Raw genomic sequence first — 14,051 nt, 5'->3', positions numbered from 1 at the left:
TGTTTTAAGTGATTATAATTGAGCATTTGTTGTTTTATACGAATTTAGATAACTCAAAGCCGATGAAAAATAGTAATGTGTACAGTGTTTAAAAACTGCGAATACTTACTAAATAACAAGGAAAAAGAATGAAAGCAATTATCCCCGTAGCAGGTCTAGGTACACGTATGTTACCTGCAACAAAAGCGATTCCAAAAGAAATGCTCACATTGGTGGATAAGCCTCTAATTCAATATGTTGTCAATGAATGTGTGGCGGCAGGCATGAAAGAAATTGTGTTGGTCACCCATTCTTCAAAAAATGCCATTGAAAACCATTTTGATACATCATTTGAATTAGAAACCATGCTTGAGAAGCGTGTTAAACGTCAGTTGTTGGATGAAGTGCGGTCGATTTGCCCGAAAGATGTGACCATTATGCACGTTCGCCAAGGTAATGCAAAAGGTTTAGGGCATGCCGTATTGTGTGGTCGTCCATTAGTGGGGAATGAGCCTTTTGCCGTTATTTTGCCTGATGTCTTATTAGCTGATTTTTCAGCAGATCAAACACGTGAGAATTTAGCTGCAATGGTCAAACGTTTTGAACAAACGCAAGTGAGTCAAATTATGGTTGCTCCTGTTGCGCTAAAAGATGTGAGCAGTTATGGTATTGTGGATTGTGCGGGTGCAGACCTAAAAGGTGGTGAAAGTGCAAAAATCAATAGTATTGTTGAAAAACCAAGTATTGAAAAAGCGCCTTCCAATTTAGCTGTTGTGGGACGCTATGTGTTTTCTTCAACAATTTGGGATTTGCTTGAAAAAACCCCTATTGGTGTGGGAGATGAGATTCAATTAACCGATGCGATTGATATGTTAATTGAGAAAGAAACGGTAGAGGCGTTTCATATGACTGGTAAGACATTTGATTGTGGCGATAAAATTGGCTATATGCAAGCGTTTGTAGAATATGGTCTACAGCATGAGCAATTAGGTCAACCATTCAAAGCGTATTTAAAACAGTTACTTCATTCTCTGTAACATCTTTCTTTTTCTTATAAGAGGCATCCTTGTGATGCCTTTTCTTTTTCCAATAAAATGTGACAGATATCTAGCTATCTTAACGTCTAGATTGTCATTTTTCTCGTTTTTCATTAAAATACCATATCATTATTAAGCATATGCACAATAGGACAATAACATGGCAAATTGGGATGGCAAATATATTAGCCCTTACGCAGAACATGGTAAGAAAAGCGAGCAAGTCAAAAAAATAACCGTATCAATTCCGATTAAAGTATTGGAAATCTTGACTAATGAGCGTACGCGCCGACAAATTCGCAATTTGCGCCATGCGACCAACAGTGAATTGCTGTGTGAGGCCTTTTTGCATGCTTTTACTGGACAACCGTTACCAACAGATGAAGATCTGTTAAAAGAGCGTCATGATGAAATTCCTGAGGAAGCGAAGAAAAGAATGCGTGAATTGGGAATCAATCCAGAAGACTGGGAATACTAAATCACTAATGTGAATGAAGTGCGGTCAGAATCTTGTTATTTTGACCGCACTTTTTGTTATCAATTAGGCTTGATCGCCAATCAAAACGGATTCTAGTGCAATTTCAATCATATCATTGAACGTTAATTGACGTTCTTCTGCTGTAGTTTGTTCGTGAGTACGAATATGGTCAGATACAGTGCAGATCGTCAGTGCTTTTGCACCGAATTCAGCGGCAACACCATAGATGCCTGCGGCTTCCATTTCAACACCTAAAATGCCATATTTTTCCATCACATCAAACATCTCGCCATCTGGGCTGTAGAATAAGTCCGCTGAGAATAAGTTACCCACACGTACATTCACACCTTTTGCTTTCGCTGCTTGTACTGCCGCCAATGTCATATCAAAGTCTGCGATCGCTGCAAAGTCATGATCTTTAAAACGAATGCGGTTGACTTTGGAATCTGTACATGCACCTACACCGATAACGACATCACGTAGTTTGACATCCATACGGACTGCACCACAAGAACCGACACGAATGATTTTTTTCACACCATACTCTGTAATCAGTTCTTTTGTATAAATTGAGCAAGATGGAATCCCCATCCCATGCCCCATCACCGAAATTTTACGACCTTTATAAGTACCCGTGTAACCTAACATATTACGTACGTTAGTGACTTCTTTGACATCTTCTAAGAAAGTTTCAGCAATATATTTTGCACGTAGTGGATCGCCTGGCATGAGAACAACATCTGCAAATGCACCTGCTGGCGCGTTAATATGTGGAGTCATATAATTTTCCTCTTAGTTAAGTTGACGATAGCAATGTCGTTGCTTATCGGGGGGAAACGCAAGCGATTTTGCTGTAGTTTGCAACTTGTTCGCTTTCCTATTCTCTGACGAAGACTGTGTTATATAGTCTTCGTGTTGTTGAGTTCGATCACGTATGCAAACGTTTCCGTTTCCCCAAGATGACAACACCACGAACAATGTCGTGGTGTTGATTAAAAAATTCTGCTAAATGATACCGCACTTTTTAGCTTAATGCGACACCACCTAACCCGATGAATAAACCTGCGATTGTTGCACTCATTAAGTTGGCTAATGAACCTGCGATAACTGCTTTGATACCTAAGCGTGCAATATCACCACGGCGATTTGGTGCCATCCCACCTAATCCACCGATTAAGATCGCGATAGAGCTGAAGTTAGCGAAACCACATAATGCGAATGTGATAATTGCTTTGGTTTTTTCACTTAATACTGCTGGTGCTTCACCGCCTAAGTAAGCCGCGAAATCTAAGTATGCGACAAATTCATTGATCGCGAGTTTTGTACCGATCATACGACCAGCAATTTCAGCTTCGCTCCATTCAACTCCAACAACCCAAGCTAATGGTTTGAAGATCCAACCAAGAATTAACCCAAGTGATAATTCTGGCATATCAAATAAGCCACCAATACCACTTAAAATACCATTTAATAATGCGATTAATGCAACGAATGCGATTAACATTGCACCAACATTAAGTGCTAATTGCATACCTGATAATGCACCGCCTGCTGCTGCATCTAAAATATTTGCAGGTTTTTCTTCAGTGATTTGTTCTAAATCATCAGTAAATTTTTCTGTTTGAGGATAAAGAATTTTTGCAAAGAGTAAACCTGCTGGTGCAGCCATAAACGACGCCGCAATTAAGTAAGGTAAAGGTACACCTAATCCTGCATAAGCTGCCATTACTGAACCCGCGATAGACGCTAAACCACCACACATAATGGCAAATAGCTCAGATTCGGTCATTTTACTGATATAAGGTTTAACAATTAACGGTGCTTCAGTTTGACCAACGAAAATATTCGCTGCCGCGGACATCGATTCTGCTTTTGATGTGCCGAGTAATTTTTGTAAGCCTCCACCGATGATTTTGATGATCCATTGCATCACACCGATGTAGTAAAGTAGAGAGATTAAGGCTGAGAAGAATACAATTGTTGGTAAGACTTTGACGGCGAAAATAAAACCGAATTTTGATGGATCTGCTAAGCCACCAAACACAAAGTTAATCCCTTCGTTACCATAGTCAATAACTTTTTGAACGCCACGAGCCAGCCAGTTTAATGCGTCACGGCCGACAGGAACATAAAGAATTAATGCGCCAATAATAAATTGGATAGAAAGTGCACCAAACACAGTGCGGAAATTAATGGCTTTGCGATTATTAGAAAGCAAGAATGCAATGGCTAATAATACAACAATACCGAGAATACTGATTAATGTACCCATAGTTGTAAAGTCCTTTACTAAGTTAGAATAAAAAGAATGGTTGGCAATTTTACTGCGTTTTGAGGAAAAAAGCTTGTTTTATTGATTTATAAATAGTCAAATCAACTTAAATTTTCATCAAAGTGTGATATGCCTCTCAATTTAAGTGGCTATAAGATATGTTGGAATAGTATTAGTGCCGTCACGCTTTTATGTTATATGATAGCATGCAATCACCCTCTTTATTTTTATTTTGTATGCAAAAAAAGTTTCATGTTTTGCCTAAAACGCCTTGGATGGCGTCATCGTTTTGGGCTATTGAAGTAAAAACGCTGCTTGTGCTGTTGTTTTCCTTGGCTACGTTTGGTATTGGCGAAGGGCTTATTTTACTTTCTGATCTGGGGTCAGCACCTTGGACCGTGCTTTCTCAAGGGATTGCATTACAAGGCGAATTTAGTGTGGGCTGGGCTTCTTTTTTTGTCAGTTGTGCAGTGATGCTGCTGTGGATACCATTAAAATTACGTCTTGGCTTAGGGACCGTATTAAACGTTGTGGTGATTGCCTTATTTCTCGGGCTAACGGTCGATTTATTGCCAACATTTACAGCACTTGGGGGGCGTTTAGCCTATCTTTTTTGCGGTATTGCTCTGATTGGTATTGGATCGGCGTTCTATTTAACATGTCATCAAGGTGCGGGACCTCGCGATGGCTTAATGGTAGGAGTATGCCAACGTTTTCACCTAAAAGTTGGTGTGGTGCGAACGTCAATGGAAATTGCCGTTTGCACTCTAGGTTTTTTTCTTGGTGGCACCGTGGGGATCGGCACAGTGCTCTTTGCGGTTTCAATTGGCTGGGTGGTACAATTTATTTTGATGTTATTCTTCCGCTTGCCAAATGCGCGCGATGAAAGGTCGCACCTCCGCTAAAACATCCTTAATAGCAATTAACCCTAAGTCCATTTGACGTGCTTTGTCTTGTGTTTGTGGTGAAAAAGCAAGATGTTTTTGTGGATCGTTAATCGGTTTCCAACGCAATGGCGTTGCGGATCGCCGACTTGGGTAAAAACCGATCGTTGCGACATTTAATGCAGCGCTAAGATGTAAAGGCCCCGTTGATCCTGCAATAAATAAATCGGCACAGGCAAGTGAGCGAGCAAAATCCACTAATCCGTTATTTTTATCATAAATGACCACTCGTGTATCGTGAATGAGCTGCGCCAATTGTTGTGCTTTCTCGCTTTCATTGGGCCCCGCTGTTAACACAACATGGCAGTCAAATCGTTGCAATATACCAGTAATTAATTCAGCGTATTGTGGTAACGTTAAATTGGTCGCAGAACCACCAGAACCAGGGTGGACAAAAAGCCATTTTTTGTGTGGGTCTAAACCCAATTGTTGCGCAAGCATCTGCTTCTGATGCTGGATTTCATTTACTGGAAACGTGAAATAAGGTGGGGTAGGTTCCACAATCGGCATACCGTTTTTTTGTAAAAAAGCACGTGCAAGATCTAAGTTATATTCAAACTCAGGCTTTAAAGATTGGGAGCGGCGTTGTGTAACCCGATGATTGTATAAAAATTGAATCAGCTTGGTCGCAGGTGCTAAACGAAAGGGAATTTTCGCTTTCCACACTAGCAACGCATTGTATTTATCTGAGAAAAAGTTAATTGACGCATCAAACTTTGCTGCTTTAATGGCTTCTAACGTCACTTGTTGGGCTGACTTTTCTGCGTGTTTACCGGCATCAATAATCACATCATCAAGATAAGGGCAATGTTGTGCTAGCTCCGCCGTATATTTTGGTACAAGTGCGGTCAATTTTAGTGTGGGATTAGAGCGTTTGAGCATGGCAAAAGCGGGCCACGCCAACATGAAATCGCCTAATTTATCGTTACGAATGACTAACAGTTTTTGCATCGTGTTTTCCAAAGTATGTGTAGATTGAGGGCTATTCTACCCTTTTTCCTGATAAAATTTAATTGAAAAATCCACTCGCCTTCCCTTGTTAGAATCATGCGGAATTTGAATGTACAAGCCGCTTATTTCTTGCTTTTTCTGAAAAAAAGAGTATGATCCACAGGCTTTTTGTCTATATATACAGAGAAAAAAGTAAGTTTAACTCTCAAGATAGCTTCGATAATTGAGGGTTTTCTTTTTGTAATCAAACATTTAGAGGAAGGTTATGGTAACCATTCGTTTATCTCGTGGCGGAGCTAAAAAACGCCCATTCTATCAAATCGTTGTCGCTGACAGCCGCTCACCACGTGACGGTCGTTTCATTGAGCGCGTAGGTTTTTTCAACCCATTAGCAACAGGTAACGCTGAGCGTTTACGCTTAGATTTAGATCGTGTTAATGCTTGGTTAGAAAAAGGTGCATCATTATCTGACCGCGTTTCTGTGTTAGTGAAAGAAGCGAAAAAAGCAGCATAATTTGTTCTAATTTTATTAGACAGTAGAACGAGATAGGTGATGAATATGGAACAACAAAGAATTGAAGTTGTAGGCAAATTAGGCTCGACTTATGGTATTCGTGGTTGGTTGCGTATTTATTCATCAACAGAATATGCCGAAAGCATTTTTGATTACCAACCTTGGTTTTTAAAAATTAAAGGGCAATGGCAACCAACAGAATTAGAGAGCTGGCGTTATCACAATAACGATTTGATCGTTAAATTAAAAGGTGTAGACGACAGAGAAGCAGCGCAAACACTGGCGAATATTGAAATCGGTGTGGATCTTGCTGTTTTCCCAGCGTTAGAAGAAGGGGATTATTACTGGCACGATTTGATCGGCTGTCATGTAGTAAACCTTGAAGGCTATGCCATGGGGACCGTGACAGAAATGATGGAAACGGGATCTAATGATGTATTGGTTGTACGTGCAAACAGCAAAGATGCTTTTGGAAAACAAGAACGGTTAATTCCGTTTTTGTATGAACAAGTAGTTAAAAGAGTAGATCTCACCACAAAGACTATTGAAGTGGATTGGGACGCTGGTTTCTAACCTCAGGTATGCTGGTTAGCTTGAGCGGTAACATTTTGATGCTAGGATAAATTATGCATATTGGGATTATTAGTCTATTCCCCGAAATGTTTCAAGCGATTACAGAATTTGGGGTAACAGGTAGAGCTGTAAAACAACATCTCTTACAAGTACAGTGTTGGAATCCGCGTGATTTCACACACGACAAGCATAAAACAGTGGATGATCGCCCTTATGGTGGTGGTCCTGGTATGCTGATGATGGTGCAACCGTTACGCGATGCAATTCAAGCGGCAAAAACGGCAGTAGGGGAAGAGGCGAAAGTGATTTATCTTTCGCCGCAAGGACGAAAACTCGATCAAGCTGGTGTAAAAGAGTTAGCAGAAAATCAGAAGTTGATTTTACTCTGCGGACGTTACGAAGGTATTGATGAGCGATTGATCGAAACTGAAGTTGATGAAGAATGGTCAGTCGGTGATTATGTGCTTACGGGGGGGGAATTACCTGCAATGACATTAATTGATGCTGTTGCACGATTTATCCCGGGAGTACTTGGCAAGCAAGCTTCAGCAGAAGAAGATTCTTTTGCTGATGGATTATTAGATTGCCCACATTATACGCGTCCTGAAGTGTTAGACGGTTTATCTGTACCACCTGTGCTGATGTCGGGTAACCATGAAGAAATTCGTAAATGGCGATTGAAACAATCACTTGAACGAACTTGGTTAAGACGCCCTGAGCTATTGGAAAGCCTAGCTCTGACTGACGAACAACGTAAACTGTTGAAGCAAATTAAAGCGGAATACAGTTAAATATCAGTTCAATCTAGGATTAAAAGGTGAATTATTATGAGTAACATCATTAAACAACTTGAACAAGAACAATTAAAACAAAATTTACCAAGCTTCCGCCCTGGTGATACTTTAGAAGTTAAAGTATGGGTAGTTGAAGGTAGCAAACGTCGTTTGCAAGCATTCGAAGGCGTGGTTATTGCAATTCGTAACCGTGGCTTGCATTCTGCATTTACTTTACGCAAAATCTCTAATGGTGTGGGTGTTGAGCGTGTGTTCCAAACACATTCACCTGTTGTAGACAGCATTACGGTTAAACGTAAAGGTGCGGTACGTAAAGCGAAACTTTACTACTTACGTGAGCGTTCAGGTAAATCTGCACGTATCAAAGAACGTTTGGGCGCGTAATTTGCTCATTAAAAAGGCTTGGTTTCAACCAAGCCTTTTTTCTTACTTCTTTCTTTTCCTTTCCTTTCCTTTCCTCACCTCACCTCACTTCTCTCTGTCTATCACATAATAGCGGTCAACATTTGTGTTTTTTATTAATTTTTGTCATGAATAACATTGTATCTTTTGATAAACTCGCTTATGTTATCTTATAAATTGAGCCAATCTAAAAGATGAATAGGGTGAAGTAGCGAGCTGAACCGCATTCGTTTTTATCGTTCATTTCATCATTGTCATCAAAAATGAAGGCATCCCCTCTTTTCTTTTTCTAAATAAGGTGCGCTGCGATGTGTATCGATTTTAACCAACTCGTTGAATGGCGTAGAGAATTTCATCGTTTTCCAGAAAGTGGCTGGACTGAATTCTGGACGACAAGTCGAATTGCAGAATATTTATCGCGTATGGGATTAGAAATTTTATGTGGTACTCAGATGATTCATCCTGACTTTGTACGTGGTCGGCAGCCAGAGCTAGTGAACAAGGGACAACAACGGGCGATAGATTATGGTGCCGATCGTGGATGGCTAGCGAAGATGTCTGGCTATACTGGTTGCGTTGCTGTCTTTGATTCGGGCAAACCTGGTCAGACGGTTGTATTACGTTTTGACATTGATTGTGTGAATGTGACCGAAACGGATAAACCTACACATAAGCCGAATCAATTTCATTTTAGATCGCTTAATGAAGGATTGATGCATGCGTGTGGACATGATGCACATATTGCAATTGGACTCGGTGTCGCAGCATGGCTTGCTCAGCATAAAGCCATGCTCAGTGGGAAAGTAAAGCTGGTTTTTCAGCCCGCTGAGGAGGGTGTGCGTGGTGCAGTCGCGGTAGCAAACAGTGGCGTCATTGACGATGCGAACTATTTTATCAGTTCTCATATTAGTTTTTGTGCCGATTCAGGCGTTCTGATTTCAAATCCACAACACTTTCTTTCTACGACTAAACTGGACATTCGTTATCGTGGTAAACCTGCTCATGCTGGCGCCCAACCCCATTTAGGACGTAATGCGTTACTTGCTGCTGCACATGCGGTCACGCAATTACATGGTATTGCACGTCACGGTGAGGGGATGACACGAATTAATGTTGGCGTTTTGCAGGCGGGAGAGGGGCGCAATGTGATTCCGAGTGAGGCTCATATTCAGCTTGAAGTGCGGGGTGAAAATAAGCAGATTAATGACTATATGGTTGAGCAAGTAGATCGGATTGCCAAAGGCGTTGCCATGAGTTTCGATGTTGAGTATGCAGTGGATATCATGGGGGAAGCCGTTGATATGCAGAATGATGATATGCTAGTACAGCTTGTGGAGCAAGTCGCATTACAGCAACCACAAATTAAGCACGTTCATTCTCTGTATCCATTTAATGCCAGTGAAGATGCGACTGTTTTAGGACGACGAGTCCAATCTCTCGGGGGGCAAGCCCTGTACTTTATTTTAGGGGCAGATCGTACAGCTGGTCATCATCAAGCAGAATTTGACTTTGATGAAAGTCAGCTACTCACTGGTGTGAACATTTATACGGGGTTGTTAACTCATTTATTAGGGGAAAAGAGTCATGACTAAACCAACAGAAATGCGTTTTATGCAAGTATTGATGCAGCGTCATAGTGTGAAAGCGTTTGATCCTGAGGTGAAAATTCCACGTGAGGAAATGGAAGAGTTATTACGTTTGGCTCAACTTGCGCCCTCCAGTATCAATTTGCAACCTTGGCGTTTTGTTGTGGTTGACAGTGAAGCGGGAAAAGCAAAGCTGAAAGGGTTAGTGCGTTTTAATGAAGTGCAACGTGAAACGTCTGCTGCGATGGTCTTAGTATTAGCGGATCAACGTTATTTTGATTTGGCGGATACGATTTTGACACAGAGCGTTGAGGAAGGATTGATGCCTGAAGAGGTAAAAAATCATTACCTTGCCTTTATTCAGCAGGCAAAAAATGCGGTGACAGAGCAATATATTCGTGAGCAGGCGTTGATGGATGCAAGCTTGGCAGCAATGCAATTCATGTTAGTGGCAAAGAGTCAAGGTTATGATACGAATGCAATTGGTGGATTTGAGCGTCAAGCCGTGTTAGACGCATTGCATATTGATGCACAGCGTTATGCCCCCGTGATGTTTATCGCGATTGGTAAAGGTGCTAAACCTCATCATCCAAGTAGTCGTTTGCCACTAGACTACACGGTTTCTTGGAATGATGGATTAGGCTTTAAACAGCCCTAAAGTGCGGTAAAAAAAGAGCTGTTTTTATCCAGCTCTTTTTTATTTTACGATCTATAGACTAGAATTGTACGCTGAATCCTGCGCTGCCACCCCAATAAGTGTGTCCTGATAAACTGCGTCCTACGTAAGGCGTAAAATCAAGGCTGCTCGTTTGGCTCAAGTTATAGCGCAGCGTACTGCTAAGATTACCTTTGGCTCGTTTGAAATCAGCGTTTATTTTTACTTCACCGATGCCTTCCGCAGTTGCTCGGTAAGTTGGGTTGTTTAATGAAAGTGAATATTCCACTTCCGCTTTCGGCTCCCAGAATAATTTGTTGGTCCATGGGATAGAGGCTGTGATGCCGAATACGGCTGTAGTATCGCGGAACTTAACTTGATCATAGGAAACAGGGAAAGTGACACCAGACTCTTGGTAAGCATCTTGCTTCATGCTGGTATGGCGTAATCCTGTATAGATACCTGCTTGTCCACCAGATAAAATATGCGCATTGGCACCTGCGATTAAGGTCACTGATTTGCTTGCGACATGGGTGTCACCCTTAGTTTGCTCAGTGCCTTTTTCTGCATGACGATGAATTTCTGCATCATAGCGATTGAGTGCAGTAGCGGCACGGAGATACCAATGACCGTTTTCAACCGCTTGTTTCCATTGTGCGTATAATCCAATACCTAGATTATCACGAGTGCGTTTGTAGCCATTAACAGTTTTACTGTAAGGCGTATGGAAAAGTGCGGTACCCATTGCAAAGTGGTCATTCACGACATAACCGATATTGAGTTGAGTGAGGAGACTACGATGTTTTTTCTCATTATCTACGGCAGCTTTTGTTCGTACAAATACACGACCAGCTTGTCCTGCAGCATATAATTTGCTTACATCCGTTTGATGAATTGCCTCAGTTGGTAGGGCATTCTGTGGTGCGACAAAGGTATTTCTTAAATCTACATCACGATAGTCTGCACTAGCATAGGCGTTTGAATCCATTGTATCAAACCCATCGAAACCACTTGTTAGCGCATCTAACATACGACTATTTGCAGAGATGCTGGTGAGAGTATGATTACCTAATGTACTGATTGTTTGTCGTGTATCCAAGATAGAAATAGGCTCACTTACTTGAGGTTTCACTTTTGTGTAATCCAGTTTCCAGACTGTTGCTTTTTTGATAGCTCGCCCAAAATCATCGGTAAGATCAGTATCAGAAATTCCCACCGCAGTCGTACCTTCATCATTCAACGCATAAATTGCCCCTTCCCCTGTTCCGTCTGTTTTTAAGGTATTCAGCTCAACAGGGACTTTATGACTGTCGTACCAGACGACTGGACGAGAGACACAATTGTCATCTTGGTGTTCAGGTGTAGCACAGCCTTGTTCAATATTCGCGCTACCTGCAATGATGTTACCTCGTTTATTTAAGGCGTAAGCAAAACTAGAGCCCGCATCATGTTTATCTGCTTCATAACCCGTTAAGGATTTCAAATAAGTAAAGGTCCAATTCTCACTCTTCGCTTTATTTTGACCTTGATGTGTCCAGAGGACAGCTTGGTTTTGTTTAACGTTATTGGAGACTTGAGTGTAACCTACTGCAATCGAGCCATCATGATTGATTGCTTGAACTGCACCGTTGAAATTATGCTCTGGTTTGACGTTTAAGCGAGTGACTTTCCAATCAATTGAACCATCATCGGTCCAGATAGTCGGGCGTTGATCTTTTAATGAACGTTTTTCTAATGATTTACCAATCCAGTCGGCACTTCCAGCAATGACTTGTCCATCATGACTAATCGTACGTGCATCGGCATAAGGCGTATAGTAAGTTTGGTTTTTGAATGGGTTTTCTAAATGAATGGCTTGAGTGCCCTCTTTCCATTCGCTTCCCCCTCGTTTCCAAAGTACCGCTTGTTTAGCACGAGGGTCAAAGGTATAGTCGATCGGTGCGATGCTCTGTCCTACTGCAAACGCGCCATCTGCACTTAGATGGTTTACTTTACCTGATACTTGTGTTGGGTTATCAATTTGGTTATTCACTGCTCCCATTCCTTTGACACCCAATGTTGCTAAACGAATCGGTTTATCACTGCCGTTTTGCCAAATGGCAGGATATTTTGAAATCACTTTCTTATGATCAACTGGACGGAAGTAATGCCCCCGAGCTTCACCCGCATAGGTTTGTCCATCCTGACTGATCGCCCAGACGGCAGCATGTGTGGCACGACCTTCAAAATTCAATAATTCTGTTGCCTTACCATCACGCCAAATTGTTGCCGCACCACCTCGTTCTGTTGTGCTTTCACCAATACCGCCAATAATTTCTCCTTTACCCGATATTGCCATCGCAAAAGAATATCCTGCTTGAGTTGACGTCGGTTTTTCTACAGAACTGACGGTATGAGTCACAGGGGCTTTTGGAGATACGGAAGGTGGCGTCGGTTGACTTTGTGGCGTATCTGGCAGAGAGGGTTTGGGTGCTTCAGGAGTAGCAACTTGTGGGTAAGTGATTTTCCAGATGACTGCTTTTTGTGTGACCGCATAGCCATCTGTTTGATCCGTATCAGCGACGCCGACAGCTAGGGTTCCCTCATTATTGAGCGCATAAACCGCGCCATTGCCAGAACCATCAGCTTTTAACGTGTTTAATTCTAGCGGTTTGGTCGCCGTGTCATACCAGACTACAGGACGTCCGACGCAATTTTCATCGGGTTTTTCCGTTGTGGCACAATCTTGTTCTATGGTCGCCATGCCGCCAACAATCGAACCATCTTTATTTAATGTGTAAGCAAAACTGCTGCCAGCATCATGATCTTCTGCTGAATGTGCGGTCAGTGATTTTAAATAAGTAAAATGCCAATTAGTGCTGAGGGATTTATCTTGACCATTATTTTTCCAGACAACTGCCTGGTTACGTTTGACATTCTCCGTAGTTTGAGTATATCCCGCTAATGTCATACCATCGGCACTGCTTGCATGAGCCGCACCATTAAAGTCATCGTGTTTTTCAACAGGTAAACGGGTGACTTTCCAGGTCGTCAAATCCTCGCTTGTCCAAACACTTGGGCGTTGATCTTTACTAAAGGAGGTTTTTTTTCGTTCAGACTTAATCCAATCAGCACTCCCAGCAATGACATTTCCCTCATCATTAATGGCATTTGCGTGGGAACTTGGTGAATAGTAAGTATTTTTTTCAAATGGTGTGGCTAAGACGAATGGTTTTGTTCCATCCTGCCAGCCAGTTTCTCCTCGTTTCCACAGAACCGCTAATTTTGCGGTTTCATCATAGATATCTTTATCAGGAATGATTTGCCCGATAGCAATGTTTCCGTTTACGTTGAGTGCACTCACTTTGCCAGACACTTCAGTTGAACCGCCAAGACGATTTTGAATTGTACCTAATCCGTCTTTTCTGGTCGTGGCTAAGCGGATAGGAGAAGGGTTCTCTTTCAGCCAAATGACAGGGTATCTTGCTTTAATTGTTCTGCCTCGGTCTTGATATTCATAATAAGCTTCACCACCAAATGTTGAGCCATCGCGACTAATTGCCCACACAGCAGAATGGTTAAATTTGTTTCCTGACTTTCTTAAGTTCGCTAAGTCGGTTGCCTTGCCTTTTTGCCAAATTACTGCCCCACCGCTGCGATCTGTTGAGCCGTCACTGATTCCACCAATGACAGTACCATCGCCAGAAATGGCGTGTGCACTTGAAAAATAAAGATTTTCAGCTGAGGTGCTGTCACTCGCAAGGAGTGTTGGTGAAATAGGGGTGGCATTGACAGTTAAAGGGATAAGGACAGATGAGATTAACAACGAAAGATAAGTTCGTTTAGGTTGTATTTTATTCATGTTTCACTCCAATTAATAACATATC

The 14,051-nt window shown here is 41.8% G+C and carries 13 protein-coding genes; 9 read left to right on the top strand and 4 right to left on the bottom strand.

Annotated features, from left to right (window positions below; genetic code table 11):
• Positions 1–128 precede the first annotated feature (128 nt).
• The gene (gene galU / locus ACWIT3_RS02600; protein ID WP_457161257.1) at positions 129–1,016 is read left to right on the top strand and encodes a UTP--glucose-1-phosphate uridylyltransferase GalU; all 888 of its coding nucleotides are present in this window, start codon (positions 129–131) and stop codon (positions 1,014–1,016) included.
• Between the two features lie 160 nt (positions 1,017–1,176).
• Complete coding sequence (metJ, locus tag ACWIT3_RS02595; protein WP_046339754.1) at positions 1,177–1,494, top strand: met regulon transcriptional regulator MetJ; 318 nt, start codon at positions 1,177–1,179, stop codon at positions 1,492–1,494.
• A 63-nt stretch (positions 1,495–1,557) separates the two neighbouring features.
• Here the strand turns inward: metJ and deoD are convergent, their stop codons facing one another.
• Both deoD and ACWIT3_RS02585 read right to left on the bottom strand, forming a co-directional pair.
• Entirely contained in the window at positions 1,558–2,274 is a 717-nt protein-coding gene (deoD, locus tag ACWIT3_RS02590) for a purine-nucleoside phosphorylase (RefSeq protein WP_457161256.1), read from the bottom strand.
• Between the two features lie 244 nt (positions 2,275–2,518).
• On the bottom strand, positions 2,519–3,766 hold the full coding sequence (locus ACWIT3_RS02585) for a NupC/NupG family nucleoside CNT transporter (protein WP_457161255.1): 1,248 nt from the start codon (positions 3,764–3,766) through the stop codon (positions 2,519–2,521).
• A gap of 236 nt (positions 3,767–4,002) precedes the next feature.
• Between ACWIT3_RS02585 and yczE the strand changes: the two genes are divergently transcribed.
• Positions 4,003–4,671 carry a membrane protein YczE gene (gene yczE, locus ACWIT3_RS02580; RefSeq protein ID WP_457161254.1) on the top strand — a complete coding sequence of 223 codons (669 nt, stop codon included), beginning with the start codon at positions 4,003–4,005 and terminating at the stop codon, positions 4,669–4,671.
• On the opposite strand, the gene ACWIT3_RS02575 is transcribed toward yczE, so the two are convergent.
• Positions 4,621–5,661 carry a glycosyltransferase family 9 protein gene (locus tag ACWIT3_RS02575; RefSeq protein ID WP_457161253.1) on the bottom strand — a complete coding sequence of 347 codons (1,041 nt, stop codon included), beginning with the start codon at positions 5,659–5,661 and terminating at the stop codon, positions 4,621–4,623. The genes yczE and ACWIT3_RS02575 overlap by 51 nt on opposite strands.
• Positions 5,662–5,926: 265 nt before the next feature.
• Between ACWIT3_RS02575 and rpsP the strand changes: the two genes are divergently transcribed.
• The 6 genes from rpsP (at position 5,927) to ACWIT3_RS02545 (ending at position 10,188) form a co-directional block, all read left to right on the top strand.
• Positions 5,927–6,175, top strand: a complete 249-nt coding sequence (gene rpsP / locus ACWIT3_RS02570; protein ID WP_046339750.1) for a 30S ribosomal protein S16 — start codon at positions 5,927–5,929, stop codon at positions 6,173–6,175.
• 45 nt (positions 6,176–6,220) lie between these two features.
• A complete protein-coding gene (gene rimM, locus ACWIT3_RS02565) occupies positions 6,221–6,748 on the top strand; it encodes a ribosome maturation factor RimM (RefSeq protein ID WP_457161252.1) in 528 nt (175 codons plus the stop codon).
• A gap of 53 nt (positions 6,749–6,801) precedes the next feature.
• Positions 6,802–7,539: a tRNA (guanosine(37)-N1)-methyltransferase TrmD gene (gene trmD / locus ACWIT3_RS02560; protein WP_457161251.1), complete on the top strand. Its 738-nt coding sequence runs from the start codon at positions 6,802–6,804 to the stop codon at positions 7,537–7,539.
• A 36-nt stretch (positions 7,540–7,575) separates the two neighbouring features.
• Positions 7,576–7,926 (top strand): 50S ribosomal protein L19, encoded by a 351-nt coding sequence (gene rplS, locus ACWIT3_RS02555; protein ID WP_046339747.1) that lies wholly within the window; start codon positions 7,576–7,578, stop codon positions 7,924–7,926.
• A 326-nt stretch (positions 7,927–8,252) separates the two neighbouring features.
• Positions 8,253–9,536, top strand: coding sequence for an amidohydrolase (locus ACWIT3_RS02550; protein WP_457161250.1), 1,284 nt, complete (start codon positions 8,253–8,255; stop codon positions 9,534–9,536).
• Positions 9,537–9,546: 10 nt separating this feature from the next.
• Entirely contained in the window at positions 9,547–10,188 is a 642-nt protein-coding gene (locus ACWIT3_RS02545) for a nitroreductase family protein (protein WP_457161395.1), read from the top strand.
• A 58-nt stretch (positions 10,189–10,246) separates the two neighbouring features.
• Here the strand turns inward: ACWIT3_RS02545 and ACWIT3_RS02540 are convergent, their stop codons facing one another.
• Positions 10,247–14,026 (bottom strand): autotransporter domain-containing protein, encoded by a 3,780-nt coding sequence (locus tag ACWIT3_RS02540; RefSeq protein ID WP_457161249.1) that lies wholly within the window; start codon positions 14,024–14,026, stop codon positions 10,247–10,249.
• Positions 14,027–14,051: the final 25 nt, after the last annotated feature.

This window comes from Pasteurella sp. P03HT (assembly GCF_054052285.1).
The sequence above is the reverse complement of the archived record's forward strand: the minus strand, read 5'-3'. Positions and strand labels throughout refer to the sequence as shown.

Coding starts and splice junctions, on each gene's coding strand:
- galU (WP_457161257.1), top strand. CDS start 129: ATGAAAGCAATTATCCCCGTAGCAGGTCTAGGTACACGTATGTTACCT.
- metJ (WP_046339754.1), top strand. CDS start 1,177: ATGGCAAATTGGGATGGCAAATATATTAGCCCTTACGCAGAACATGGT.
- deoD (WP_457161256.1), bottom strand. CDS start 2,274: ATGACTCCACATATTAACGCGCCAGCAGGTGCATTTGCAGATGTTGTT.
- ACWIT3_RS02585 (WP_457161255.1), bottom strand. CDS start 3,766: ATGGGTACATTAATCAGTATTCTCGGTATTGTTGTATTATTAGCCATT.
- yczE (WP_457161254.1), top strand. CDS start 4,003: ATGCAAAAAAAGTTTCATGTTTTGCCTAAAACGCCTTGGATGGCGTCA.
- ACWIT3_RS02575 (WP_457161253.1), bottom strand. CDS start 5,661: ATGCAAAAACTGTTAGTCATTCGTAACGATAAATTAGGCGATTTCATG.
- rpsP (WP_046339750.1), top strand. CDS start 5,927: ATGGTAACCATTCGTTTATCTCGTGGCGGAGCTAAAAAACGCCCATTC.
- rimM (WP_457161252.1), top strand. CDS start 6,221: ATGGAACAACAAAGAATTGAAGTTGTAGGCAAATTAGGCTCGACTTAT.
- trmD (WP_457161251.1), top strand. CDS start 6,802: ATGCATATTGGGATTATTAGTCTATTCCCCGAAATGTTTCAAGCGATT.
- rplS (WP_046339747.1), top strand. CDS start 7,576: ATGAGTAACATCATTAAACAACTTGAACAAGAACAATTAAAACAAAAT.
- ACWIT3_RS02550 (WP_457161250.1), top strand. CDS start 8,253: ATGTGTATCGATTTTAACCAACTCGTTGAATGGCGTAGAGAATTTCAT.
- ACWIT3_RS02545 (WP_457161395.1), top strand. CDS start 9,547: ATGCGTTTTATGCAAGTATTGATGCAGCGTCATAGTGTGAAAGCGTTT.
- ACWIT3_RS02540 (WP_457161249.1), bottom strand. CDS start 14,026: ATGAATAAAATACAACCTAAACGAACTTATCTTTCGTTGTTAATCTCA.